The 23081-nt window shown below is 72.3% G+C and carries 22 protein-coding genes and 3 tRNA genes; 11 read left to right on the top strand and 14 right to left on the bottom strand.

Annotation, left to right across the window (positions count from 1 at the left end):
* The first annotated feature begins 33 nt into the window (after positions 1–33).
* Entirely contained in the window at positions 34–1209 is a 1176-nt protein-coding gene (locus tag MPTA5024_RS27330; protein WP_036329896.1) for a calcium:proton antiporter, read from the top strand.
* Positions 1210–1231: 22 nt separating this feature from the next.
* On the opposite strand, the gene MPTA5024_RS27325 is transcribed toward MPTA5024_RS27330, so the two are convergent.
* Positions 1232–1690 (bottom strand): MarR family winged helix-turn-helix transcriptional regulator, encoded by a 459-nt coding sequence (locus MPTA5024_RS27325; protein ID WP_198167425.1) that lies wholly within the window; start codon positions 1688–1690, stop codon positions 1232–1234.
* 60 nt (positions 1691–1750) lie between these two features.
* On the opposite strand from MPTA5024_RS27325, the gene MPTA5024_RS27320 reads away from it, so the two are divergent.
* Entirely contained in the window at positions 1751–2137 is a 387-nt protein-coding gene (locus tag MPTA5024_RS27320) for a VOC family protein (RefSeq protein WP_442922103.1), read from the top strand.
* Here the strand turns inward: MPTA5024_RS27320 and MPTA5024_RS27315 are convergent.
* Positions 2134–3090, bottom strand: a complete 957-nt coding sequence (locus MPTA5024_RS27315) for an alpha/beta hydrolase (protein ID WP_051458748.1) — start codon at positions 3088–3090, stop codon at positions 2134–2136. The genes MPTA5024_RS27320 and MPTA5024_RS27315 overlap by 4 nt on opposite strands.
* Positions 3091–3131: 41 nt before the next feature.
* Here MPTA5024_RS27315 and MPTA5024_RS27310 point away from each other — a divergent pair, with 41 nt between their 5' ends.
* The 5 genes from MPTA5024_RS27310 (at position 3132) to MPTA5024_RS27290 (ending at position 7221) form a co-directional block, all read left to right on the top strand.
* Positions 3132–3608 carry a MarR family winged helix-turn-helix transcriptional regulator gene (locus MPTA5024_RS27310; protein WP_036329890.1) on the top strand — a complete coding sequence of 159 codons (477 nt, stop codon included), beginning with the start codon at positions 3132–3134 and terminating at the stop codon, positions 3606–3608.
* Between the two features lie 193 nt (positions 3609–3801).
* Positions 3802–4524, top strand: coding sequence for a hypothetical protein (locus MPTA5024_RS27305; RefSeq protein ID WP_051458747.1), 723 nt, complete (start codon positions 3802–3804; stop codon positions 4522–4524).
* A gap of 180 nt (positions 4525–4704) precedes the next feature.
* Positions 4705–5700, top strand: coding sequence for a YihY/virulence factor BrkB family protein (locus MPTA5024_RS27300; protein ID WP_051458746.1), 996 nt, complete (start codon positions 4705–4707; stop codon positions 5698–5700).
* Positions 5697–6467 carry a phosphatase PAP2 family protein gene (locus tag MPTA5024_RS27295; protein ID WP_036329888.1) on the top strand — a complete coding sequence of 257 codons (771 nt, stop codon included), beginning with the start codon at positions 5697–5699 and terminating at the stop codon, positions 6465–6467. Before MPTA5024_RS27300 ends, MPTA5024_RS27295 begins: the two co-directional genes overlap by 4 nt.
* Complete coding sequence (locus tag MPTA5024_RS27290) at positions 6415–7221, top strand: phosphatase PAP2 family protein (RefSeq protein WP_084370055.1); 807 nt, start codon at positions 6415–6417, stop codon at positions 7219–7221. Before MPTA5024_RS27295 ends, MPTA5024_RS27290 begins: the two co-directional genes overlap by 53 nt.
* 120 nt (positions 7222–7341) lie before the next feature.
* Here MPTA5024_RS27290 and MPTA5024_RS27285 read toward each other — a convergent pair whose 3' ends face one another.
* The 5 genes from MPTA5024_RS27285 to MPTA5024_RS27265 all read right to left on the bottom strand — a co-directional run bounded on the left by MPTA5024_RS27285 (position 7342) and on the right by MPTA5024_RS27265 (position 9162).
* Positions 7342–8013, bottom strand: coding sequence for a hypothetical protein (locus tag MPTA5024_RS27285; protein WP_051458745.1), 672 nt, complete (start codon positions 8011–8013; stop codon positions 7342–7344).
* Positions 8014–8186: 173 nt separating this feature from the next.
* Positions 8187–8261 (bottom strand) — tRNA-Val (locus MPTA5024_RS27280).
* Between the two features lie 13 nt (positions 8262–8274).
* Positions 8275–8345 (bottom strand) — tRNA-Cys (locus tag MPTA5024_RS27275).
* 28 nt (positions 8346–8373) lie between these two features.
* Positions 8374–8445, bottom strand: a tRNA-Gly gene (locus tag MPTA5024_RS27270).
* Between the two features lie 21 nt (positions 8446–8466).
* Positions 8467–9162, bottom strand: a complete 696-nt coding sequence (locus tag MPTA5024_RS27265) for an ACT domain-containing protein (RefSeq protein ID WP_084370117.1) — start codon at positions 9160–9162, stop codon at positions 8467–8469.
* A 100-nt stretch (positions 9163–9262) separates the two neighbouring features.
* Between MPTA5024_RS27265 and dusB the strand changes: the two genes are divergently transcribed.
* Positions 9263–10375, top strand: coding sequence for a tRNA dihydrouridine synthase DusB (gene dusB, locus MPTA5024_RS27260; RefSeq protein WP_036329886.1), 1113 nt, complete (start codon positions 9263–9265; stop codon positions 10373–10375).
* 189 nt (positions 10376–10564) lie between these two features.
* On the opposite strand, the gene MPTA5024_RS27255 is transcribed toward dusB, so the two are convergent.
* Positions 10565–13054 carry a DEAD/DEAH box helicase gene (locus tag MPTA5024_RS27255; protein WP_036329884.1) on the bottom strand — a complete coding sequence of 830 codons (2490 nt, stop codon included), beginning with the start codon at positions 13052–13054 and terminating at the stop codon, positions 10565–10567.
* 183 nt (positions 13055–13237) lie between these two features.
* Between MPTA5024_RS27255 and MPTA5024_RS27250 the strand changes: the two genes are divergently transcribed.
* Positions 13238–14377, top strand: a complete 1140-nt coding sequence (locus tag MPTA5024_RS27250; protein WP_051458743.1) for a sensor histidine kinase — start codon at positions 13238–13240, stop codon at positions 14375–14377.
* A gap of 42 nt (positions 14378–14419) precedes the next feature.
* Here MPTA5024_RS27250 and MPTA5024_RS27245 read toward each other — a convergent pair whose 3' ends face one another.
* From MPTA5024_RS27245 to MPTA5024_RS27235, 3 genes are all read right to left on the bottom strand, one after another.
* Positions 14420–15082, bottom strand: coding sequence for a rhomboid family intramembrane serine protease (locus MPTA5024_RS27245; RefSeq protein WP_036329878.1), 663 nt, complete (start codon positions 15080–15082; stop codon positions 14420–14422).
* Positions 15083–15181: 99 nt separating this feature from the next.
* Positions 15182–15583, bottom strand: a complete 402-nt coding sequence (locus tag MPTA5024_RS27240) for a nitroreductase family deazaflavin-dependent oxidoreductase (RefSeq protein ID WP_036329876.1) — start codon at positions 15581–15583, stop codon at positions 15182–15184.
* A gap of 9 nt (positions 15584–15592) precedes the next feature.
* Complete coding sequence (locus tag MPTA5024_RS27235) at positions 15593–16171, bottom strand: TetR/AcrR family transcriptional regulator (RefSeq protein WP_036329874.1); 579 nt, start codon at positions 16169–16171, stop codon at positions 15593–15595.
* 110 nt (positions 16172–16281) lie between these two features.
* On the opposite strand from MPTA5024_RS27235, the gene MPTA5024_RS27230 reads away from it, so the two are divergent.
* Entirely contained in the window at positions 16282–17871 is a 1590-nt protein-coding gene (locus MPTA5024_RS27230) for an MDR family MFS transporter (protein ID WP_036329873.1), read from the top strand.
* Positions 17872–18039: 168 nt separating this feature from the next.
* Here MPTA5024_RS27230 and gndA read toward each other — a convergent pair whose 3' ends face one another.
* Together gndA and MPTA5024_RS27220 are read right to left on the bottom strand one after the other, a co-directional pair.
* Positions 18040–19461 (bottom strand): NADP-dependent phosphogluconate dehydrogenase, encoded by a 1422-nt coding sequence (gene gndA, locus MPTA5024_RS27225; RefSeq protein ID WP_051458742.1) that lies wholly within the window; start codon positions 19459–19461, stop codon positions 18040–18042.
* Between the two features lie 117 nt (positions 19462–19578).
* A complete protein-coding gene (locus MPTA5024_RS27220; RefSeq protein ID WP_051458741.1) occupies positions 19579–20766 on the bottom strand; it encodes a TIGR03118 family protein in 1188 nt (395 codons plus the stop codon).
* 280 nt (positions 20767–21046) lie between these two features.
* On the opposite strand from MPTA5024_RS27220, the gene MPTA5024_RS27215 reads away from it, so the two are divergent.
* Positions 21047–21928, top strand: a complete 882-nt coding sequence (locus MPTA5024_RS27215; protein ID WP_232326661.1) for a hypothetical protein — start codon at positions 21047–21049, stop codon at positions 21926–21928.
* Positions 21929–22016: 88 nt separating this feature from the next.
* On the opposite strand, the gene MPTA5024_RS27210 is transcribed toward MPTA5024_RS27215, so the two are convergent.
* Complete coding sequence (locus tag MPTA5024_RS27210; protein WP_036329869.1) at positions 22017–22988, bottom strand: sulfotransferase family protein; 972 nt, start codon at positions 22986–22988, stop codon at positions 22017–22019.
* Positions 22989–23081 lie beyond the last annotated feature (93 nt).

The raw sequence follows: 23081 nt of genomic DNA, 5'->3' as shown, positions 1-23081 counted from the left end.
CCTGAGCCGTCCGGAGCCCTACGATCGGGCGCCATGGTGTTCACGCGGGGCGACTGGCGGCTGATCATCCTGTGCGTCACGGCGGCCGCCGGGGCCGCCGTCACCCGGTTCGCCGGCGGCGGCCCGGTGCTGCCGTTCGTGGTCTCCGGCATCGCGCTGGCCGTGCTCGCCAGCCTGGTCGGACGCAGCGTGGAGGCCCTCGGCGACCGGCTCGGCGCGGGCGCGACCGGCGTGGTCCAGAGCGCGCTCGGGAACCTGCCCGAGCTGTTCGTGGTGCTGTTCGCGCTGCGCGACGGCCTCTACGGAGTGGCCAGTGCGTCCATCGTGGGGTCGATCCTGGCCAACGTGCTGCTCGTCCTGGGCCTGGCGTTCGTGGTCGGCGGCGTGCGGCACGGCCCGCAGCGCTTCGGGGCCGAGTCGGCCCGCACGAACAGCCTCCTGCTGGTGCTCGCGGTCTTCGCGCTGCTCGTCCCGGCGCTGACGGCGGCCCTGCACACCCCGGCGGCCGGGCACGAGCGCGGCCTGTCGATCGTGGTGTCGGTGCTGCTGCTCGGGCTGTTCGCGGCGTCCCTGCCCGCGGCGATCCGCCGCCGCACCGCGACGCCCGCAACCACCGGGACGCCCGCAACCCCCGGGACGCTTGCAGCCGCCGGAACGCAGGGAATCCCTGGAGCCGAGGCCGCGAAGCCCGCCGGGACCCCGGAGGTCGCGGGGGAGCCCGAGGCGGCCGCGCCGGGGCACCAGGGCCCGCGGTGGCCGCTCGGCGTCGCGCTCGCCATGCTGGCCGTCACGGGCGTGGGCGCCGCGTTCGTCTCCGAGTGGTTCGTGGAGGCGCTCCAGCCCGCGATGGACACGCTCGGCATCTCCCAGGCGTTCGCCGGCCTCGTCATCGTCGCCATCGCGGGCAACGCGGTCGAGAACGTGGTCGGCATCCAGCTCGCCGCCCGCAACCAGGCCGACTTCGCGCTGTCGGTGATCCTGCAGAGCCCCCTGCAGATCGCCCTCGTCGTCGCCCCGGCCCTGGTGCTGCTGTCGCCTCTGGTCGGTGCCTCGTTCACGCTCGTGCTGCCGCCCCTGCTGATCGCCGCGCTCGTCATCGCCGTCCTCGTGACCGTCATCGTCGTGCTCGACGGCGAGTCGACGTGGCTGGAGGGCGCCACGCTCATCGTGCTCTACTGCGTCATCGCCGCCGCCTTCTGGTGGGGCTGACGCCGGCGCGGCACGCCCGGCCTCAGCCGCGGGCCCGGGGGTCGAGCCCCGCGAGGGCCTTGCGCGCCAGGGCGTGCAGCGTGCGCCGCTCCTCCTCGTCCAGCGCGGCCAGCACCTCGTCCCGTACGGCTCCCGCGTCGGCGACGGCCGCGTCCAGCGTGGCCCGTCCCTCGTCCGTCACGGCCACCCGATAGCGGCGCCGGTCGGAGGGGTCGCGGCGGCGCTCGGCCAGCCCGAGCGGCACCAGCGTGTCCATGACCGCGACGAGGTCGCTCGGGTCGATGCCCAGCCGCTCGCCCAGCTCCCGCTGCGACGCCGGGCCGTAGTCGCGCAGCGCGGCGAGCACGGCGAAGTCCCACAGCCCGAGGCCGTGCTCCCGGAGCCGTTCGCCCATCCGGCGCCGCCCGGCCACGCCCACCTTCGACAGCAGGAACGCCGTGACCCCGAGCAGGGACGGAGGCAGTTGCGGCACGTCGCTCATCCCGGCAGGATAGGGCACGCCCAATAGTTGGTAAACACCAAGGATTTCGTCATGGACGCTCTGTACCCCCGGGTCCTCGCGACCCGGTTCTCCGACTGCTTCCGCTTCTACGACGGCCTGCTCACCGAGGTCGCCGGCGCGCGCCTGGTGAAGGGCGCCGCGGACGGGACGTACGCCAACTGGGACCGCGGGCCGGAGGCCGTGCTCGCCCTCCTGGACCGGTCGCTGCTGGCAAAGGTGACCGGGGTGGCCCTCGCCGGGGGAGGCGGCGACGGGGCCATGCTGGTCCTCACCGTCGACGATGTCGGGCGGGCCGCCGAGGTGGCCGCGGCGCATGGCGGGCAGGTGGTCGTGCCCCCGGGCGACCGGCCGGAATGGGGGCCGACCTGCCGCACCGCCCACCTGCGCGACCCCGACGGCAACCTGCTGGAACTCCAGTCGTACTAGGGCCTTCGGGGAGTCGCGCGGTGAGGGGCTGCCGGCCGGCCGTCCCCCGCCGGGCCCGGGACGCGGATGTGCTGGGTGAGGAAGAGGGCCGCGCGGTCCAGTGCCTCGTCGGCCTCGTCGAGGACGCCGGCGAACGCCTGGAACACGTGGGGGACGTCGGCGGTGACGTCCAGGACGACGTCCACTCCGGCGGCTCTGGCGCGTTCGGCCATGCGTGTGGAGTCGTCCAGGAGCACTTCGTTGGTGCCGGCCTGCAGGAGCATCGGCGGGAAACCGGTCAGGTCGGCGAGGACGGCCGGGCTGAGCAGGGGGTGGGCCGGATCCCGCCCCGCGAGGTACATGCTCCCGGTGTGTTCCAGGGTCTCGCGCGTGAAGAAGGGGTCGAGACCGGCTTTGGCGTCCATGCTCCCGCCCGTCCGCGTGGCGTCGAGTCCAGGGGAGAACGCCACGATCGCCGCGGGCATCGGAAGGCCCGCGTCGCGAGCGGCGAGGCAGGCGGTGACCGTGAGGCCGCCGCCGGCGGAGTCCCCGGCGAACGCGACGGCGGACGGGTCCTCGCCGCCGTCGAGCAGCGCGCGGTAGGCGCTCAGAGCGTCCTCGATCGCAGCCGGGAACGGGTGCTCGGGGGCGAGCCGGTAGGCCGGCGAGAAGGCGCGGAACCCGGTCCTGGCCACCAGGTTCCCCGTCAGCGACAGCGCCGTCTCGGGTGAACCGAACACGTATCCGCCGCCGTGGAAGTACAGGATCGTCCCGGCGCGCGGGACGCCGCCCGGCTCCACGAGCAGCGCGGGATGGGGGCCGAGCGTCGTGGCCGTGGTGCGGATCCCGTCCGGGACGATCATCTGGGCCATCATCGCCCTGAATCCGGCCCGGAGCTCCTCAACCGGTCGAGGGCCCGCGGGCCGGGGCTGCCGCAGCATCGCGCCGATCATCGCACGCTGTTCCCTGCTCATCACTGCTCCCGTCGTAGGTAGATGCCGCTACACTATATGCCGTGGCATATAAATCGAATGACGGCGCCGGCGACCTCGTTGGCCTGTTCGCCGACCTCGTCCGGTGCGAGACGCGTCTGTACAACGCGCTCAACGACCGCCTGCGCGAACGGCACGGGATCGTCGCGTCGCAGTTCGAGTTCCTGCGCCACCTCCGCGACCATCCCGGGTCCCGGGTGGCGGACCTCGCCGCCGAGTTCGCGGTCGGCATCGGCGCGACCAGCAAGGGCGTCGACCGTCTGGAGAGGCAGGGATGGGTCCTCCGGCAGCCGAATCCGTCGGATCGCCGGTCGTCGCTGCTGGCCCTGACCGGCGAGGGATCGACGCTCGTCGACGCGGCGGAGGCCACCTTCGCCGAGCGGCTGACCGAACTGATCGGCGACACCCTCGGCGGGTCCGCGATGCCGGCTGTCGCGCAGGCCCTCTCGCGGCTTCGCTCCCTGCTGGAACGCGACCAGATCGGCATGCCCACAGGCTGACGGGCGTACGCGAACCGGCTCCCCCTACACGGCCGGGCAGCGCAGACCCCGGCGCCGGGACGGCTTGCAGCGGGCTTGCACGGCGGCGGGCAAGCGGGGATCAAGGGGGCTGCAGGCGGGCGCGCCTATCACTGAGGTGCACGGCCCCGGCGGCACACGGCCAGACCGGGAACGACATGCACAGGAGACCCCAATGAAGCGCACCCTTCTCGGTCTGGCCGCCGCAGCGATCGCGGGCCTCGGCGTCACCGTCCCCGCCACGATCATGGCCGGCCCCGCCTCCGCCACCGGCGACTTCGGCCCCGACACCTGCCTGCAGGGCTACGTCTGGCGCGAGGCCCGCACCGGCGACGTCGTCTGCGTCACCTCCGCGGTCCGCGCTCAGGCCGCCGCCGACAACAGCGTCCGCGCGAGCCGCTGGACCTCCGGCCCGTTCGGCCCGCACACCTGCGTCAACGGCTACGTCTGGCGCGAGGCCTTCACCGGCGACGACGTCTGCGTGCTCCCGTCGGTGCGCAGCCAGGCGCTGTCCGACAACGCCAAAGCGGCCGACCGCAAGGTCTCGGCCCGCCTGTGGATCTCCAAGTACACGATCCCGCCGCACGACAACGGCGACGGCACCTCCACCAGCACCTCGGTGGACGACATCCCGCGGCTCAAGCTGAACGGCGACCACTACAACTTCGGCCAGGTCCGGCTCTACATCCGCTACACCAGCGGCCACCTGTTCTGGAGCGGCTCGGTCACCGCCTCGGCCCACGCCGGGTTCGCCGGCGGCAGCTTCGGCAAGAAGACCGGCGTCTTCGACTGCACCGCCCCCGGCCGTCCCGCGAACGGCTACGCGCAGGCGTACGACGTGATCTCCGGCCGCTGGTCGGCGCGCGTCCCGGTCCGCGTCGGCTGCGCCGTCCTCTGACCGCCCGCACAGACGGCCGCGACGTCCTCGGCCGCCCACATAGATGGAGGGACCGGTCCCCACGGGGGCCGGTCCCTCGTCCTTTCTGCGCTTTTCGACCATGTTCGAGGCCGGATGTTCCAAAGGTCATCACGGGGGTAGTCGCTGCCGGTGCGGCACCGCCGACGATGTGAGGACGACATGGGAACCGCGACAACGGTGCCGGAGACCCGGAGGATGAGTGGCGACGAGCTCTCCGCGGACGACGCCTACGCATCCATCAAGCGGTACGGCGGCTGGCACCTCATCCGCGACTCGTACATCCGGTTCCGCTACGGCGACGGCGTCAGCCACGCCCGGGCCCTGGCGTTCCAGATCTGCCTGGCGATCATCCCCGGCGCCATCGCCATCGTGGGCCTCAGCTCGGTGCTGCACCAGGAGAGCCTGGGACGGCTCCTGGAGCTGACCCTGCGCCGCCTGACACCCGGAGCCGGTTCACAGGTGATCCAGGAGACGCTGTCGCAGAGCCACCGCGCGGGCGCGGGGGAGTCCCTCGCCCTCTGGTTCGGCCTGCTGACCGCCCTGGTGTCGCTGACCACGGCGATGGCGCAGTTCGAGCGCGGGGCCAACCGCATCTACGGCATCGAGCGCGACCGGCCGTTCAGGCAGAAGTACGGCAACGCCCTGCTGATGGCGGTGACGGCGGGCGTCCTGATGAGCGTCGGCTTCGTCGTCCTGGTGGGCGGCGGTGCCGTAGGAGAGGCGGCGGCCAAGGTCTACGGCTGGAGCCAGACCACCGAGGCGGTCTTCGGCTGGCTGCGGTGGCCGGTCGGCTTCCTGCTCGCCGTCCTGTCGATCTCGGTGTTGTTCCGCTCCTCGCCGCGGCGCCGCCAGCCCGGCCACACCTGGCTCGCCGTGGGCGCCACCGTGGCCGTCCTGCTGTGGATGCTGCTCACCTGGCTGCTCGCCCTCTACACCGCGAGCAGCGGCACGTTCGGCGCGACATACGGCCCGCTGACGGCCGTCATGGCGCTGCTGCTGTGGTCGTTCCTCAGCTCGATGGCGCTGCTGCTCGGCCTCTCGTTCGCCGCGCAACTGGAGGCCTGCCGGGCGGGGCTGGACGAGCCGGTCACGCCTGATCCGGGGTCGGGCCCCACCGCCCGCGAGGACCGCCGGCAGGTGGTGACGGCCCGATGAACGACTGGCTGCGCAGGCGCTTCGACCCGGAGCGCCGGCTCGGGCTGCGGCTGACGGTGGCGAGCGGCGCGCTGGCGCTGGTGGCGGTGCCGTTCATGCTGCTGCTGGTGCTCGTCAAGACGGCGTCCGAGCCGCTGAACCGGATCGACCAGGGCGCGGCCGAGAGCCTGCACGCCCAGGCGGTCGCCCACCCGTCGTTCGCCCGGGCGATGGAGCTGGTCAGCGACGTGTTCGGCCCGCTGACCTGGCGCATAGCGGTCGGCGCCGCGGTGGCCTGGCTGCTGTACCGCCGGGCCTACCACCTGGCGCTGTGGGCCGCCACCACGATCACCGTGGGGGGCCTGCTCGGGCTGGCCGTCAAGGTGATCGTGGCCCGCGCGCGCCCGCACCTGCCGGACCCCGTCGCGCTCGCGCCGGGCGCCTCGTTCCCGTCCGGGCACACGGTGAACGCCACGCTGGGCGCCGGGATCCTGCTGCTGCTCGCGCTGCCCCTGGTGCGGGAGCGGGGCAGGGCCGTCGTCTGGGCGCTCGCCGTGCTGATCCCGCTGGCCGTGGGCTTCAGCCGGATCGCGCTCGGCGTGCACTGGTTCAGCGACGTGGTCGCCGGGCTCGTGCTGGGGGTCGCCGTCGTGGCGGCGACGTCGGCCGCGTTCGAGACGTGGCGCAGAGACGCGGGCCGCCGGCCGGTCGAGCCGTACAAGGAGGGCGTCGGCCGTGAGGCGCGCCGGGATCTGCTACCTGAAGGAGGAGATCGGATTGGCCGTTGATCGTGAGCTCGTCCGGGACGATCAGGCCCCGCCCGGGGTCGTGGCCGGGCAGGCCGCGCGGCGGGTGCTGCTGCCGCTCGTGGTGATGGCCCTGGTGACGCTGGGCCTGGGATTGCTGATCACGCGGGTCCTCGGGCACTCCGCGCTCATCGCGGGAGACGAGGCGTTCAGCCGGGAGGTCGCGCAGGAGCGCACCCCGTTCTGGAATCAGCTGACCCACTACGGCTCGATGCTCTCCGACACGCCGGTGATCATCGTGCTCACCGCCGTCGCGGTGATCGTCTTCCGGCTGGTCTTCCGCCGCTGGCGCGAGGGGGTCTTCCTCGTCCTGGGGGTCTGCGCCCAGTCGGCGATCTTCCTGCTGGCCACCGTGTTCGCGCAGCGGCCGCGGCCGCACGTGCCGCACCTGGACCCGGCGCCCCCGACGTCCAGCTACCCGTCCGGGCACACCAGCGCCGCCGTCGCGTTCTACTGCGGGGTCGCCCTGGTGCTCACCCTGCACACGTACCGGCACGCGATCCTCAACGCGGTGTGGTGGCTGCTCGGCGCGGGCGCGCCGCTGACGGTCGGGGCGTCGCGGATCTACCGCGGCATGCACCACCTGACCGACGTCGGCTGGGGCCTCGTGCTCGGCGTCTTCTGCCTCGTCGTGGTCGGGCAGGCGATCCTGCTCCGGCCGATCCCCGCCCTCTCGTGGCGGGCACGCCGCACCCCGGTCGTCGAGAGTCCCAGGGCAGGGGCCGCCGCCCGCTGACGCCCCGCCGCGTCGCCGTCCGCCGCGCACGACCCGAAGGGTGGCGCGGCGGACGCGTGCCCGGGAGCGTCGTCAGGCAGTCAGGCAGTCAGGCAGTCAGGCAGTCAGGCAGTCAGGCAGTCAGGCGGTCGGGCTGCCGGTGAGGCGGCAGGCGTCGGCCCAGCGCGCCGCGTCGACGGCGGGCTCGGCGTCCGCCGGGTGGACCAGAGCCCGGCAGTCCTCGATGGCGCCGGCCAGCAGGTCGCGCAGCAGCGGGTCCGGGTCGGGCACGCACGCCTGCGCGATCCCCCGTACGGCGAGCTGCACCGTGTTGGGCGCGGCGTACCGGCGGAAGCCCTTCGCGGAGATCCGCACGCCCCGCCCGAACGTGTACGCCCAGCGGGCCGCGTCGGGCACCTGCGCCAGCGCCTCCCGGCTGCGCTCCTCCAGCCGCACCGGCCGGTCGTCGAGCTGGGCGAGCACGTGCTCGGCCGACAGGATCGACACGGCCATGGCGAGCTGGCGCTCGTGCGCGACCACCGGCAGCGACTCGGTGGCGCAGCGCAGCGCGATCCGGACGTCGATCCGCGGGTCGTCGCCGGTCAGTCCGATCACCGACGGGATCAGCCCGGCCAGCCGGTGCCGGGCGGCGTCCGTCGTGTGGTCGTTGACGAGGCGGGCGAGCCCGGCGAGCAGCGGGTGCGTGCACGCGGGGTGGTCGCTCCAGCGCTCACCGGCGAGGTAGGACGCGAACTCCATGAAGCAGGCGCCCTTGCTGGGGTTGCGATGCTTGCCGCGCGAGAGCATCGGCATTGCCTGAGGCGTGTGACCGTGCACGAGCTACTCCACCAGAATCGCCCATCATGTCTCATTCCAGTGTGCGCTCACCGACGGGCGTTGAGAAGAACCCCCCACGATACTGGTCGCGTACCGCCTGAACCGCCCCGTCACCGGGCGGCGCACGCCTGACGATCGCAGGAAGATCGTGGTGGGCGATACTGGGATTGAACCAGTGACCTCTTCCGTGTCAGGGAAGCGCTCTCCCGCTGAGCTAATCGCCCTCCGGAAAACCAGAGGTGGAGACGGGATTTGAACCCGTGTACGCGGCTTTGCAGGCCGCTGCCTCGCCTCTCGGCCACTCCACCGAGCGAGGCCCAGGTAAAGACCTCTGAGAGCGGAAGACGGGATTCGAACCCGCGACCCTCACCTTGGCAAGGTGATGCTCTACCACTGAGCCACTTCCGCGTCCGCCTCACGGCGACGTGGCTACTGTATCGGGTTTTCGACCCCGGTGTGTACTCGAACCGTCTGGGAGGTGGCCTTCCGGAACGCGCGGTCGGCTCCCCGCTCGATCGCGGGCAGCATGAGGAAGATCTCCAGGATCCTGGTCAGCCGGTGAACCTCGTTGCGGTGGAAGGCCGGGCCCTCCGCCCGGGCCAGCACCAGCGACAGGGCCAGCGGGGGCAGCGGGGCCGCGATCAGGTGCAGGCCGGACGGCAGTGTGAACGCCGTAGGCCGGGCGGGCGTCTCGTCGGGGAACGGCACCTCGGCGGGCGCCCGCCAGCTCGAGTACACGGTCACGCGAGGGATCTTCTCGGTCCCCGCGGCGGCCCAGTCGGCGCTGAACAGCACCGGCATCGAGTCGATCAGCGTGGCCAGCGCCCGGTCGCCCGCGGTGGTGAGGAACTTGAGGATCTCCAGCTCGGGATAGGTGCCCGGGGCCTCCCGGGTGGCCCAGACGCCCTCGATCTCCACACCGTCCACGCTCGTGAGCGCCTCCATGAGGTGCTCCCTCGGCGCGGCGTCCGGCCAGTACACAGTGAAGTCGTCGAGCGCCCGCCCGTCGCCGCGGTCGAGGACGGTGACCTGCGTGATGTCCGCCCCGGCCGAGCCGAGCGCGCGGGTCAGACGGCCGAGCGTCCCCGGCCGGTCCGGCAGGGCGATTCTGAGACGCAGCAGCATGTCGGCCTCCCCCGCCACTAGTCAGGCCAGATTAACCGGACAAAACCCCCAAGTCCATGATCTTGTATGGTTCACGCCGCGGGGCGGGGAAAATGAACAGGTGAAAATCGGCACGCACGAGGTCTGGCCCCCGGTGGTGCTCGCCCCCATGGCGGGCATCACGAACATCGGCTTCCGCCGGCTGTGCCGGGAGCAGGGCGGCGGCATGTTCGTGTCCGAGATGATCACGTCCCGGGCGCTCGTTGAGCGGGTGCCGCTGACGTTCCAGATGATCCGGTTCGGCGAGGGCGAGACGCCGCGGAGCATCCAGCTGTACGGCGTGGATCCCGTGGTCATCGGCAGGGCGGCCCGGATGGTCGCCGAGGAGGGCCTCGCCGACCACATCGACCTCAACTTCGGCTGCCCGGTGCCCAAGGTCACCCGGAGGGGCGGCGGGTCGGCCCTGCCGTACAAGCGGAACCTCCTGCGCGCCATCCTGCGGGCGGCCGTCGTCAACGCGGGCGCGCTGCCGGTGACGATGAAGATGCGCAAGGGCATCGACGACGACCACCTCACCTACCTGGAGGCCGGCCGGATCGCCGTCGAGGAGGGCGTGGCCGCCGTCGCCCTGCACGCCAGGACCGCCCGCCAGCACTACGGCGGCGCCGCCGACTGGGACGCGATCCGGCGGCTGAAGGAGACGGTCACCGAGATCCCCGTCCTCGGCAACGGCGACATCTGGAGCGCCGACGACGCCCTGCGCATGGTGGCCGAGACCGGCTGCGACGGCGTGGTCGTCGGGCGCGGCTGCCTCGGCCGGCCCTGGCTGTTCCGCGACCTCGACGCGGCCTTCCGGGGCTCCCCGGAACGGGCCCGGCCGGCACTGGGGGAGGTCGGCGACATGATGCTGCGCCACGCCGAGTTGCTGTGCGAGGTCGTCGGGAGCGAGCGGCACGGGCTCGCCGACTTCCGCAAGCACGTGGGGTGGTACCTGAAGGGCTTCACCGTGGGCGCCGAGACCCGCCGGGCGCTGACGTCGGTCGTGACGCTCGCCGAGATGGCCGAGCGCCTCGGCGAGCTGGACCGCGAGCAGCCCTGGCCCGACGAGGCCGACGGGCCGCGCGGCAAGAGCGGAGAGCGGGACAAGGTTGCGCTGCCCCACGGCTGGCTCGACGACCCCGACGACACGACGGTCCCCGGCGCCGACGCCGAGGACGCCACCTCCGGCGGCTGACGGCCCGCCGCCGGCGCGGTGGGGCAGCGGCCGCGGGCCCCCAGAAGGCGGCTGACGCCCCACGGCCGGGACGGCGCCGAGGACGCCACCTCCGGCGGCTGACGGCCCCGCGCCGGGACGGCGCGCCTGCGGCCGCGGGCCAGGAGGCGGGTACGGCCCGGGGCCGTGCGCAGCCACGCGCGCGGGGGGCTACATGCGGGTGAGGCCGGTGACGTGCAGCACGGCCTGGCCCTCCTCGTCGGACGCGGCGAGGTCGACCTCGGCGCTGATCCCCCAGTCGTGGTCGCCGGCCGGGTCGTCGACGATCTGGCGCACCCGCCAGAGCTCCTTCTCCTCCTCGATGAGCAGCAGCGCCGGGCCGCGGGCGGCCGGGCCGGTGCCGATCTCGTCGTGCTCGGCGTAGTAGGCGTCGAGCGCGGCCCCCCAGTCCACGTCCGGATAGAGCTCGACGAGCTCCTCCTCCTTGTCGAGGGCGGCCAGCTCCACCATCCGGAACATCGCGTTGCGCACCAGCACCCGGAACGCCCGGGCGTTCGCGGTGACCGGCCGGGTGCGGGTCTCCAGCTCGTCGCGCGACTCGAGGGCCTCCGACGGGTTGGCCAGCTTCTCCCACTCGTCGATCAGGCTGGAGTCCACCTGGCGCACCAGCTCGCCCAGCCATTCGATGAGGTCGATGAGCTCGTCGGTCTTGAGGTGCTCGGGGACCGTCTTCGACAGCGTCCGGTAGGCGTCGGCCAGGTAGCGCAGCACGGTGCCCTCCGAGCGGGCCAGCTCGTAGAACTGGATGTACTCGGTGAAGGTCATCGCCCGCTCGTACATGTCCCGGACGATCGTCTTCGGGCTCACCGCGTGGTCGCCGACCCAGGGGTGGCCGCGCCGGTAGGTCTCGTACGCGCCGAAGAGCAGGTCGGCCAGCGGCATCGGGTGGGTGATCTCGGCGAGGCGCTCCATCCGCTCCTCGTACTCGATCCCGTCGGCCTTCATCTGCGCCACGGCCTCGGCGCGGGCCTTGTTCAGCTGCGCGTGCAGGATCTGCCGCGGGTCGTCGAGCGTCGACTCGACGATCGAGACCATGTCCAGCGCGTACGTCGGCGAGCCGGAGTCGAGCAGCTCGAACGCGGCGAGCGCGAACGTGGACAGGGCCTGGTTGAGCGCGAAGTCCTCCTGGAGGTCGACGGTGAGCCGGGCCCGGCGGCCGTGCTCGTCGGGCTCGCGCAGTGTCTCCACGATGCCGCCGGCGAGCAGCGAGCGGTAGATCGCGATGGCGTGGCTGATGTGCCGCCGCTGGGCCTTGCGGTCCTCGTGGTTGTCGGTGAGCAGCCGCTTCATCGCCTGGAAGCAGTCGCCCGGCCGGTTGATCACCGACAGGAGCATGGCGTTGCTGACCTTGAAGCGCGAGGTCAGCGGCTCGGGCTCGGCCGTCTGGAGCTTCTCGAAGGTGTCCTCGCTCCAGCCGACGAACCCCTCCGGCGGCTTCTTGCGGGCGTACCCGCGCCGCCGCTTCGGGTCGTCGCCGATCTTGGCCAGGGCCCGCTCGTTCTCGATCACGTGGTCGGGCGCCTGGCACACGACGTACCCCACCGTGTCGAACCCCGCGCGGCCGGCCCGCCCGGCGATCTGGTGGAACTCCCGGGCGCGCAGCCGCCGCACCTTGGTGCCGTCGAACTTCGACAGGGCGGTGAACAGCACGGTCCTGATCGGCACGTTGACGCCGACGCCCAGCGTGTCGGTGCCGCAGATGACCTTCAGCAGCCCGGCCTGGGCCAGCCGCTCGACCAGCCGGCGGTACTTGGGCAGCATGCCGGCGTGGTGGACGCCGATGCCGTGCCGGACGAGCCGCGACAGGGCCCGGCCGAACCGCGTGGTGAACCGGAAGCCGCCGATGAGCTGCGCGATGGCCTCCTTCTCCGCCTTGGTGCACATGTTGATGCTCATCAGCGCCTGGGCCCGCTCCATCGCGGCGGCCTGGGTGAAGTGCACCACGTAGACCGGCGCCTGCTGGGTGGCCAGCAGCTCCTCCAGCGTCTCGTGCAGGGGCGTGAGCCGGTAGGAGTAGATGAGCGGCACCGGCCGCTCCGCGTGCTTCACGACGCTCGTGGGCCGGCCGGTACGGCGGGTGAGGTCGGTCTGGAAGCGCGCGACGTCGCCGAGCGTGGCCGACATCAGCACGAACTGGGCCTGCGGCAGCTCCAGCAGCGGAACCTGCCACGCCCACCCCCGGTCGGGCTCGGCGTAGAAGTGGAACTCGTCCATGATGACCGTGCCCACGTCGGCGTCGGCGCCGTCCCGCAGCGCGATCTGCGCGAGGATCTCCGCGGTGCAGCAGATCACGGGCGCGTCGGCGTTCACCGTGGCGTCGCCGGTCATCATGCCGACGTTCTCGGTGCCGAACAGCGCGCACAGGTCGAAGAACTTCTCCGACACCAGGGCCTTGATGGGCGCGGTGTAGAAGCTGATCTCGTCGCGGGCGAGCGCGGCGAAGTGGGCCCCGGCGGCGACCAGGCTCTTGCCCGACCCCGTGGGGGTGGACACGATCACGTTGTTGCCGGAGACGACCTCGATGAGGGCCTCCTCCTGCGCGGGGTAGAGCGTGAGCCCCCGCTCGGCGTTCCACGACACGAACGCGTCGAACAGGGCGTCGGGTTCGGGGTCAGGGGGAAGGCGCCGCAGCAGGCTCATGCTTTCGCTCACCCTCCTTATCCTGCCCAAGCCGCCGCGGTGTTTCGACCCTCGCCCGCTGCGGGAGCCGGAACCGCGGCCTCGGGCGCCGGCCACACGGCCTCGGGCAAGCCGTGGCCCAGGAGCGGCAAAAGGGTGTGTGGCGATGCGAGAAGTCGCAGGTCAAGCCCCCAAACTAGCGGTATGGGGGAGAAGTGGGCCAGGCTCGCGCCGTGGCGCCGCGGAGCGTTCGTCGACGTGCTGCTGGCCCTTGCCGTCCTCGCGTTCACGATTCCGTTCACGCTGACCGGGCGGTCCTTCTCACTCGTCTCGGCGCCGCAGTGGCTCCAGCTCGCCGCAGGGGCGGCCACCGCGGCGGCGATGCTGGGGCGCCGGCGGTCGGCCTGGCCGATGGTCGCCGGCGCCGTCGTCTGCGCGGTGCTGACCGGGCAGCTGGTGCCGCTGACGCTGGCCGCGTACTCGATGACCGCGGAGAGCAGGGTGCGCCACTGGCCGTGGGTGGTGGGCGCCATGACGCTCGCCTACATGGCGGTCGACTACGCCGAACCGTCCACCGACCAGTTCGTCCACCTGGTCGCCGTGCGGGGGCTCACGCTCGTCTTCCTGCCCGCCCTCGTCGGGACGTGGGTGCGCGACTACCAGCGGATGATCGGCGAGCTGCGTGAGGGCGTCCGGGTGCGCGAGGAGCGCGCCGCGGCCCAGGAGCGCCGGCGCATCGCGGCCGAGCTGCACGACACCGTGACCCACGCCGTGACCGTGATGGTGCTGAACGCCGGCCTCATCCAGGACACCGAGGACATCGGCGACATCCGCAAGCTGGCCAGGAGCATCGAGGACAAGGGCGTGCGGGCGCTGACCGAGCTGCGCGAACTGCTCACCGCGCTGCGCCGCCGGGACCTGCCGCCCTCCGCCGAGGGCGTGGAGGGCATCCCCCAGCTCGTGGAGGAGAGCCGCGCCACGGGGCTGCGGGTGGCGCTCCACCTCGACGTCCCGGTCGAGGAGATGTCACGGGAGGCGGGGCACGTCTGCTACCGGGTCGTCCAGGAGGGGCTGAACAACGTCCGCAAGCACGCGCCGGGCGCGGACGTGCAGGTGGCCTGCGAGGCCCACGGCAACGCGGTGAGCCTCTCGGTGGTCAACAGCGGGGGCTCCCGGCCGGCCCGCCGCGGCTTCGAGGCGCCGTGCGATTCCGGGTACGGCCTGGCCGGCCTGCGGGAACGGCTGACCCTGATCGGGGGGCGGCTCTGCTACGGCCCCACCCCCGAGGGCGGGTTCTCGCTGACGGCCCGGGTGCCGTTCCACCCGCCCGACATCGAGTCGTGAGGCGGGCCGCCGGCCGGGGCTGGTGGTGCCGCGGCGCGCCGGTCAGAGGCCCAGGTCCTCGATCTCCTTGAGCAGGGCCGACTTCCCCTCCCCGGAGGCGGGCGCCGCGGGCGTCCCCGCGGCGGCAGCGCGCCGCTCCCGGAACAGGTAGCCGCCGAGGATGCCGCCCGCGAACCCGAACAGGTGGGCCTGCCACCCGATCCCCTCGGCCGGCAGCAGCCCAGCGAACTGGTAGGCGAAGCACAAGCCCATGACCAGGCCGATGACGATGTCGATCAGGTGCCGGTCGAAGGCCCCGCGGACCAGGACGTACCCGAAGTAGCCGAACACCAGCCCGCTCGCGCCCGCCCCGATCGCCCCGGAGTCGGCCGTGAACCAGGAGCCGAGCCCGCTCGCGACCGCGATCAGCGCGGTGACGCCGAGGAACTTGCGCACGCCCCGGTAGGCGGCCAGGAAGCCGAAGATGAACAGCGGCCCGGAGTTGCCCTCGATGTGCGCCCAGCTCCAGTGCAGCAGGGGCGCGGACACGATGCCGGGCAGCCGGGCGGCGTCCCAGGCCCGGATGCCGTAGCTGTAGCTGAGGCCGTAGCCGTCCGCCCAGTTGACCACCTGGACCACCCAGATCAGCGCCAGGAAGCCGACCATGACCCAGAACGCCTTCCGGGCCTCGGCGATCACGATCTCCGCGGTGCGGCCGTCGCTCACGGTACCTCCCCGTCCCCAGCCGATCACGCGGGAAAGATACCGCCGACGGCCGCCCGCGGACAGGCTGTCCGCGAAGACGGAACCCCGGCTCGGGGTGCGCTACGCGCGCTCGATGACGACGACCGGGATCTCCCGGTCCGTCTTCTTCTGGTACTCGTCGTACGCGGGCCAGGTGGCCGCCATGACCCGCCACATGTCCGGCTTCTCCTCGGGCGTCGCGGTGCGCGCCCGCGCCTTGAACCTGTCGCCCTTGATCTGGAACTCGACCTCGGGGTCGGCCTGCAGGTTCAGGTACCACAGCGGCGGGGTGTCGGCCCCGCCCTTGGAGGCGACCACCAGATAGTCGTCGCCGTACGGCTGGTAGATCAGCGGCGTGCTGTGCCTGTTCCCCGACTTCCTGCCGGTGGTCGTGAGGATCGCCACAATCGTGCCCTGCCAGTCGTGGCCCTCGTCGCCGTCGGTCTCGACGTAGCGCTTCACATGTTCCTGTCCGAAAAGCATTCGGCTCACCTACCCTTCAGCAGGCCGACAACCGTCCGCGCCCTCGATCAATTCCTGGGCCACCTGGAACGCGGCGTCCATCCGCTGCTCCTCGGTCAGGTCGTCGTCGATGAGCACGAACCACACCGCGTGCAGTGTGAAGATGCCCATCGCGCGCCTGAGCCTGGTCGTGATCGGGTCGCCGGGCTCGCCGAGCACGTCGAGCAGCGCCGTCATGCGCTCGCGGATCATCTCCATCTTGTTGTGGCCGCGCAGCGCCGTCTGGTTGCGCTCCATGAACCGCATCACCTCGTGGTGGCGGCCGCGGTTCATGTCCTCGACGTACCGGCGGAGGATCTCGGCCCGCGTCCGCGGGCCCCTCGGCTGGCGGGCCGCCCACGCGATCAGCTCATCGAGGGCCGCGATCCGGTCCTCGGTGAGGCTGACGACGATGTCCTCTTTAGTCCGGAAGTGGTAGTACAGCGCGGCCTTGGTCACCCCGAGCGCCTCGGCGATCTCCCTGAGCGAGGTCGCCTCGTAGCCCTGTTCCGTGAAGAGCCGGAGGGCGACCTCCTGAATGCGGCTCCTCGTGTCCGTGTGTGCACCCATGCCTGCTGATCCCTTATTAACTTGACGGCCGGCAAGTAAGGAGAATACCGTAATCCCGTTCACTAGCCGGTCGTCAAGTAAGCAAAGATTCTCTCAAGGGGGGCGTCACCATGACGGAGACCGCGGCCGCGCCGGGGCGGTCGAAGGAAGTAATGGCCGTCTTGCCCGGCCTCATGCTCGCGATCATGCTCGCCATGCTCGACAACATGATCGTGGGCACCGCCATGCCGCGCATCGTCGGTGAGCTGAACGGTCTCGAGTACTTCACCTGGGTGACCACGGCCTACGTCCTGGGCACGACCGTGTCGACCCCGATCTGGGGCAAGCTCGGCGACCTGTACGGCCGTAAGAACATCTTCATGGGTTCCATCGTGCTCTTCCTCGTCGGCTCCGCCCTGTGCGGCATGGCCGGCTCGTCGATCTTCGGCGGCACGGGGGACGGCATGGTCGAGCTGATCGCGTTCCGCGCCCTCCAGGGCCTCGGCGCCGGCGGCCTCATGGTCAACGTGATGGCCATCATCGGCGACCTCGTCCCGCCCCGCGAGCGCGGGCAGTACCAGGGCATCATGGCCGCCATCATGTCCCTGGCGATGATCGCCGGCCCGCTGGTCGGCGGCTTCATCACCGACCACCTCAACTGGCGGTGGGCCTTCTACGTGAACCTGCCGCTCGGGGGCGTGGCGCTGGTCTGGCTGCTGCTCCGGCTCCACCTGCCGAAGTACCGCACCGAGCACCGCATCGACTGGCTCGGCGCCGGCGTGCTCACCGTGGGCATCACCGCGCTCGTGCTGATCACGTCGTGGGGCGGCCAGGCGCACGGGTACCCGTGGGGCTCCTGGCAGATCATCTCGCTGGCCGTCGTGGCCGTCGTGGCGATCGCCGTCTTCATCCCGATCGAGCGGCGGGCGGCGGAGCCGATCATGCCGCTGCACGTGTTCGGCAACCGCAACTTCACGCTGATCTCGCTGATCGGCTTCCTGCTCGGCTTCGCGATGTTCGGCGCGATCAGCTTCATCCCGCTGTTCCAGCAGCTGGTCCAGGGCGCGAGCGCGACCAACTCCGGCCTGCTCCTGCTGCCGATGATGGCCGCGGCGATGGTCGTGTCGCTGTTCGTCGGCCGGGCGATCACGAAGACCGGGAAGTACCGGATCTACCCCGTCGTCGGCGGGGCGATCATGGCCGTCGGCATGCTGCTGCTGGGCCTGCAGGACGCCCACACCCCGTCGTGGCAGACCGGCCTGTTCATCGCGGTCCTCGGCCTCGGCATGGGCTTCCTGATGCAGACCACGATGCTGATCGCGCAGAACAGCGTCGAGCAGAAGGACCTCGGCGTCGCGAGCAGCGCCAGCACGTTCTTCCGGTCCATCGGCGGCTCGTTCGGCGTCTCGCTCTTCGGGGCGATCTTCAACAACCGCCTCGCCGACAACCTCGCCGAGAAGCTCGGCCCGCAGGCCGCGGGCGCCGTGAGCGCCGGCGGCGGCCGGATGGACCCGGCCACGCTCAGCCACCTGCCCCCGCAGATCAAGGTGCCCTTCCTGGACGCGCTCGCCGGGGCCATCGGCAACGTGTTCCTGTGGGCGATCGCGTTCGCCGTGCTGGTGCCGGTGCTGGCCGCGCTGGTCAAGCACGTGCCGCTGCGCAGCGGCGCCCCCGGCGAGAGCCGGCAGGCCGAGCCGGCGGTCGCCGCCGTCCTCGACTGACCTCCCGGCGGCCCGCCGGAACACGTGGAAGGGCCCGCCCGGTCGCCGTGACCGGGCGGGCCCTCCCCTTGTGACCGAGGGCCTGTACGGCTCACACCCCCGCGCGGGCGTGAGCCGTACAGGCGCCGGACCGGCCGGCGCACCCGGGGGGCGCCGCCGGGGACGCGGTCAGGCGGGCCTTTCGGAGCGGTCGCCCGACCAGTCGGTGTGGAAGACGCCCTCGCGGTCCACCCGGCGGTAGGTGTGGGCGCCGAAGAAGTCCCGCAGGCCCTGGACGAGCGCCGCCGGGAGGCGGTCCCTGCGGAGGGCGTCGTAGTAGGCGAGGGCTGAGGAGAAGCCGGGGGTGGGGACGCCGATCGTGGCGGCCGTCGCCACGACCTTCCGCCACGACTCCTGCGCCTCCTCAAGCGCCGACGCGAAGTGCGGGTCGACGAGCAGCGTGGGCAGCGCCGGGTCGGCGTCGTAGGCCGCCCGGATCCGGTCGAGGAACCGGGCCCTGATGATGCAGCCGCCGCGCCAGATCGTGGCCATCGCGCCGAGGTTCACGTTCCAGCCGTACTCGCGGCTGGCCGCCGCCATCTGGTCGAAGCCCTGGGCGTACGCCACGACCTTCGAGGCGTACAGCGCCCGGCGGACGTCCTCGACGAGGCCGGAGTCGCCCGCCGTGCCGGAGGGCCCGGTCAGCGTCCGGGCGGCCGCCCGCTGCTCGGGGTGGCCCGACAGCGCCCGGGCGAAGACCGCCTCGGCGATGCCGCTCACCGGGATCCCGAGCTCGAGCGCGCTCTGCACCGTCCAGCGGCCGGTGCCCTTCTGCTCGGCCTGGTCGACCACCACGTCGACGAACGGCTTGCCGGTCGCCGGGTCCACGTGGCCCAGCACCTCGGCCGTGATCTCGATCAGGTACGACTCCAGGTCGCCCCTGTTCCACTCGCGGAACACGTCGGCGAGCTCCTTCGGGCTCAGCCCGAGGGCCTGCCTGAGCAGGTCGTACGACTCCGCGATGAGCTGCATGTCGGAGTACTCGATGCCGTTGTGCACCATCTTCACGAAGTGGCCGGCGCCGTCGGGGCCGACGTGCACGCAGCAGGGGACGCCGTCGACCTTGGCGGCGATGTCCTCCAGCAGCGGGCCCAGTGTCTCGTACGCCTCGGCGGCGCCGCCCGGCATGATGCTCGGGCCGTTGAGCGCGCCCTCCTCGCCGCCCGAGATGCCGGTGCCGACGAAGTGGATGCCCCGCTCGCGCAGCGCCGCCTCCCGCCGCCGGGTGTCGGCGTAGTGGGCGTTGCCGCCGTCGATGATCATGTCGCCCGGCTCCATGACGGCCGCCAGCTCCTCGATCACGGCGTCGGTCGGGGCGCCCGCCTTGACCATGATGATCGCCTTGCGGGGGCGTTCGAGGCTGGCCACGAACTCCTCCACGGTGGACGACGGCACGAACGCGCCCTCGTCCCTGTGCTCCTCCATGAACCGGGTGGTACGGCTCTCGGTCCGGTTGTGCACCGCGACCACATGACCGTGGTGGGCGAAGTTGCGGGCGAGGTTGCGGCCCATCGTCGCCAGACCGGTCACACCGATGTCTGCCTTCTGCATGTCTCCAGTCATATACCGCCTCGTGGAGTGCCGGGTGCGGCGACGGGCCGCCGCCGCACCCGGTGGCCGGCCGCGCCGCCCTCCGCTCGATATGGTCCGGCCGTCCGGCGCCGTCGCTCAGTAGCCGTAGCCGCCGGACGGCGCGTGGGAGTGCGACGGCCGGGGAGTGGCCGTCGCGGACGGGGTAGGCGACGCCGAGGCCGACGGGACGCCGCCCGCGCCGGCCGGGCGGATCAGGCCGAGCAGGCCGTGCTGCGCCTTGCCGATGCCCGCCGAGAACCACAGGGCGTCGGCGCCCCCGTTCTGCTGCGTGCCCGGTTCGAGGTCCCACAGCCCCTCGACCGCCACCGCCCTGCCGTCCGCCTTCCGCAGCGGGCCGAGGTAGCGGCCGTTCCGCGGGTTGTACGCGTTGATCCACCCGTCGCCGAAGTTGCCGACGAGCAGCGCGCCGCGGTAGGTCCCGAACCCGCTCGGCGCGATCGTCATCGCCCACGGCGCGTTCAGCGGGCCGCGGCTGGCGAAGCGCCGGACGAACCGGCCGCCGGGGGTGAACTGGCTCACGAACCCGTTGCCGCGTCCCGCCACGGCCTTGCCGGTCTCCGGGTCGCGCTTGGCGTACGCGACGAACACCGAGCCGCCCAGCACCTCCACGTTGAACGGCGAATAGGACGAGGGGAGGAACCGGTCGCGGAACTGCCAGCGCGACAGCCGCACCCGGGCGAAGTCGTCGTCGAAGACGTGCACGCGGCCGTGCGAGAACGACGGCGCGAGCAGGAACGTGCCGCGGTTGGTCCGCATGACCGCCAGGCCCTTGTAGTCGGCGCCGCGGGTGAAGGCGCCGATGATCGCGTTGCCCGGGTCGGCCTTGGCGCTCCACGCCGTGATGGCCCCGCTCGGGCTGGAGAAGATGAACGACGCCGGCGCGGTGCCCGCCTTCCCCTTGATCGTGAAGCCCTCGCCGCTGTAGGCGACCTGGCCCGTGGGGGTGCCGCCCGGGATCCACACCTGCGTGGGGGCTTTCTTCACCGTCCCCGCGCCGCCCGTGTAGACGGTGGCCGTCCCGGTCCCGGCGTCGGACACCCACAGCGTCGCCCCCATGGCGAGCCCCCACGGGTTGACCAGCTTCGGGTCGGTGACGGCGGCCTTGCCCGCGACGTCGGAGACCAGGTCCACCTCGGCGAACCGGGTGGGCGTGTGGGCGGTCCCGGCGGACGCGGCGGACGCCGGCTGGGAGTGCGCGGGGGCCGCGCCGGCCAGCGCCAGCGCGAGCGGCGCGGCGCAGAGCGTGACGATACGTGCCCGCATGGGGCCTCCTGAGAGTGGTCAGAACTGTGTCGGCATGCCCTTACGTCCCGAGATACGCCGCTTCGGCGCGGGGGGTTCAGCCGTCGCTCAGCAATCCCGGAGGCGCGAGCACGGACGGACCTGACCTATCATGACGAAAACCCGTAAACCCAGCGGGTTTTGTATAGAGATGGCAGCCTGGTGGGCGAGGGCGCTTGGCGCACCCCCCGCTCCTCTGTTATCAGGGGTGAGCGCCCGAGGCCGGGCCGTCCACCGTCGTCTTGCAGCAACGGAGATCCTCGTGTTCGTACCGCAGCCGGAACGGTCAGTCGTCGCGGTCCCCCCACCCGGAGACGGGCCGGGCTTCTGGGCCGGCGCGCCCAGCGCCGTGAGCAGGGACGGATGGATCTACCTGGCCTACCGGCTGCGGCGGCCCATCGGCTCCGGCCGCGGCTACGCCGTCCAGGTGGCCAGGTCGGCGGACGGGGAGCGCTTCGAGCCCCTGCTGACCCTCACCAAGGAGGCGATGAAGACCGAGTCGCTGGAGCGGCCGACGCTCGTCGTCACCCCCGAGGGGACGTGGCGGCTCTACCTCAGCTGCGCCACCTACGGCACCAAGCACTGGCGGGTCGAGGTCATCGAGGCCGACGACCCGGCGGACTTCGACCCGGCGAACGCGCGGGTCGTGCTGCCGGGCGACCTCAAGACCGGCGTGAAGGACCCCGTGATCCTCCACCACGGCGGCGTCTGGCACCTGTGGGCGTCCTGCCATCCGCTGGAGGACCCCGACGAGGCCGACCAGATGGTGACCGACTACGCGACCAGCCCCGACGGCCTGGAGTGGTCGTGGCACGGCACCGCCCTCGACCGGCGGCCCGGCGCCTGGGACTCCCGCGGGGTGCGCGTCAGCGCGGTCACGTTCAGCGGCGAGACCGTCATCGCCTACTACGACGGGCGCGCGTCGGCGGCCGAGAACTACGAGGAGCGCACGGGCGTGGCGATCGGCCCTGACCCGTCCACGCTGACGGCGACCGGAACCGAGCCCGCCGCCCAGTCGGCCCACGGCGGCGGGGGCCTGCGCTACCTGTCCATCGTGCCCGTGCGGGGCGGCCACCGGCTCTACTACGAGCTGACCGGGCCCGGCGGCGCCCACGACCTGCGCACCGAGTTCCGCCCGGCCTGACTCTGGCGCCCCCCAGACCCGCGGGCCGTGTCCCGGCCTGCGGGAACCCGCGCCTGTGCAGGAGGCCCTGCCTCGTGTCAGCGGGCCGTCACGAGCCGCCGCGGGGACGGCCGTTGCGCGCCTGCCGCTGGCCCACGGGACGGCTGCCCACCAGCCCGCCCGACCGCTCGCGCGGGCGCAGCCAGTCGCTGAAATCCTCGTCCGTCACGTCCTGTAGCACCGCGATGTCGGCCGCGAAGTAGGCGAGCAGCTCCTGCCGCTGGGCCCAGGTCAGCGGCTGCCGGGGCCGGCCCCTGCTCTGCAGCAGCCGCTCCATCGGCGCCGTGATCCGCTGGCCCAGCACCGGGTCGCCGAGCCGGACGAGCCGGGCCAGCAGCCGGTGCCGGTGGCTCTGCGGGGGATGGGCCGTCACGTTCTCCCTGGGCACCTCCGTCACCAGCCCCTGCTCGACCCCCAGGAAGCCGCAGATCCTGTCCAGCGTCTCGGCCGGGCGGTCGACCAGGTCCCGGTAGCGGAACAGCAGCACCTGCTCGCGCGGGAACAGCGAGAACAGGTGCCGCAACTGCTCGCCGTACCTGCCGAGCCCGATGTAGTGCCAGAACGGCGACCAGCCCTCCGCGACCCGCCGCTTCTCTGCCGCGCACGCCTCGATGACGTCGCCGACGGGCTCCAGCCCGGCCGACCACAGGTGCGTCCAGTTGGAGTGCGCCCGCTCCACCGGGTCCCGCAGCGAGACGACGAGCCGGGCGCTGGGGACGGTCTCCCTGATCCGCCGCTGGGCGTCCGGGTCGTACAGGTAGAAGGGGGTCGACTCGCCCCGCAGCGTCCCCTCCGGGGCGTCGTCGAACAACGCCTCGTAGTCGGAGCGCCGCCACACGTGCTCCCGGTAGGTCTCGGCGTCGCCCGGGCCGCCCTTCGCGGGCGGCGGCCCGTCGGTGAGGAAGAACTTCGGCTCCTTGACGGGCGACATGAACAGCCCGGGATGGCGGGCCAGGGCGGAGTGCAGCGCGGTCGTGCCGGCCTTGGGCACCCCGATGATCAGAAAGTCCGGCAGGGCCATAGGTCCTCCCACTATCCCGACTGATTTAGTTGGTATGCACCTCCTGCGCAGGATCTCATCGGAGTGGGTCTACCACCAAGGCGACGACCTATC

The organism is Microbispora sp. ATCC PTA-5024, from assembly GCF_000511135.2.
In the GTDB taxonomy this organism is placed as follows: domain Bacteria; phylum Actinomycetota; class Actinomycetes; order Streptosporangiales; family Streptosporangiaceae; genus Microbispora; species Microbispora corallina.
This window is presented reverse-complemented; position numbering and strand designations above follow the sequence as displayed.

Bases quoted from the DNA above. Each gene is read 5' to 3' on its own strand.
- MPTA5024_RS27315 (WP_051458748.1), bottom strand. From the start codon at position 3,090: ATGAGCAGGGAACAGCGTGCGATGATCGGCGCGATGCTGCGGCAGCCC.
- MPTA5024_RS27285 (WP_051458745.1), bottom strand. From the start codon at position 8,013: ATGCCGATGCTCTCGCGCGGCAAGCATCGCAACCCCAGCAAGGGCGCC.
- MPTA5024_RS27230 (WP_036329873.1), top strand. From the start codon at position 16,282: ATGACGGAGACCGCGGCCGCGCCGGGGCGGTCGAAGGAAGTAATGGCC.
- MPTA5024_RS27235 (WP_036329874.1), bottom strand. From the start codon at position 16,171: ATGGGTGCACACACGGACACGAGGAGCCGCATTCAGGAGGTCGCCCTC.
- gndA (WP_051458742.1), bottom strand. From the start codon at position 19,461: ATGCAGAAGGCAGACATCGGTGTGACCGGTCTGGCGACGATGGGCCGC.
- MPTA5024_RS27220 (WP_051458741.1), bottom strand. From the start codon at position 20,766: ATGCGGGCACGTATCGTCACGCTCTGCGCCGCGCCGCTCGCGCTGGCG.
- MPTA5024_RS27240 (WP_036329876.1), bottom strand. From the start codon at position 15,583: ATGCTTTTCGGACAGGAACATGTGAAGCGCTACGTCGAGACCGACGGC.
- MPTA5024_RS27305 (WP_051458747.1), top strand. From the start codon at position 3,802: ATGAAGCGCACCCTTCTCGGTCTGGCCGCCGCAGCGATCGCGGGCCTC.
- MPTA5024_RS27295 (WP_036329888.1), top strand. From the start codon at position 5,697: ATGAACGACTGGCTGCGCAGGCGCTTCGACCCGGAGCGCCGGCTCGGG.
- MPTA5024_RS27255 (WP_036329884.1), bottom strand. From the start codon at position 13,054: ATGAGCCTGCTGCGGCGCCTTCCCCCTGACCCCGAACCCGACGCCCTG.
- MPTA5024_RS27265 (WP_084370117.1), bottom strand. From the start codon at position 9,162: ATGCTGCTGCGTCTCAGAATCGCCCTGCCGGACCGGCCGGGGACGCTC.
- MPTA5024_RS27325 (WP_198167425.1), bottom strand. From the start codon at position 1,690: ATGAGCGACGTGCCGCAACTGCCTCCGTCCCTGCTCGGGGTCACGGCG.
- MPTA5024_RS27330 (WP_036329896.1), top strand. From the start codon at position 34: ATGGTGTTCACGCGGGGCGACTGGCGGCTGATCATCCTGTGCGTCACG.
- MPTA5024_RS27210 (WP_036329869.1), bottom strand. From the start codon at position 22,988: ATGGCCCTGCCGGACTTTCTGATCATCGGGGTGCCCAAGGCCGGCACG.
- MPTA5024_RS27300 (WP_051458746.1), top strand. From the start codon at position 4,705: ATGGGAACCGCGACAACGGTGCCGGAGACCCGGAGGATGAGTGGCGAC.
- MPTA5024_RS27250 (WP_051458743.1), top strand. From the start codon at position 13,238: ATGGGGGAGAAGTGGGCCAGGCTCGCGCCGTGGCGCCGCGGAGCGTTC.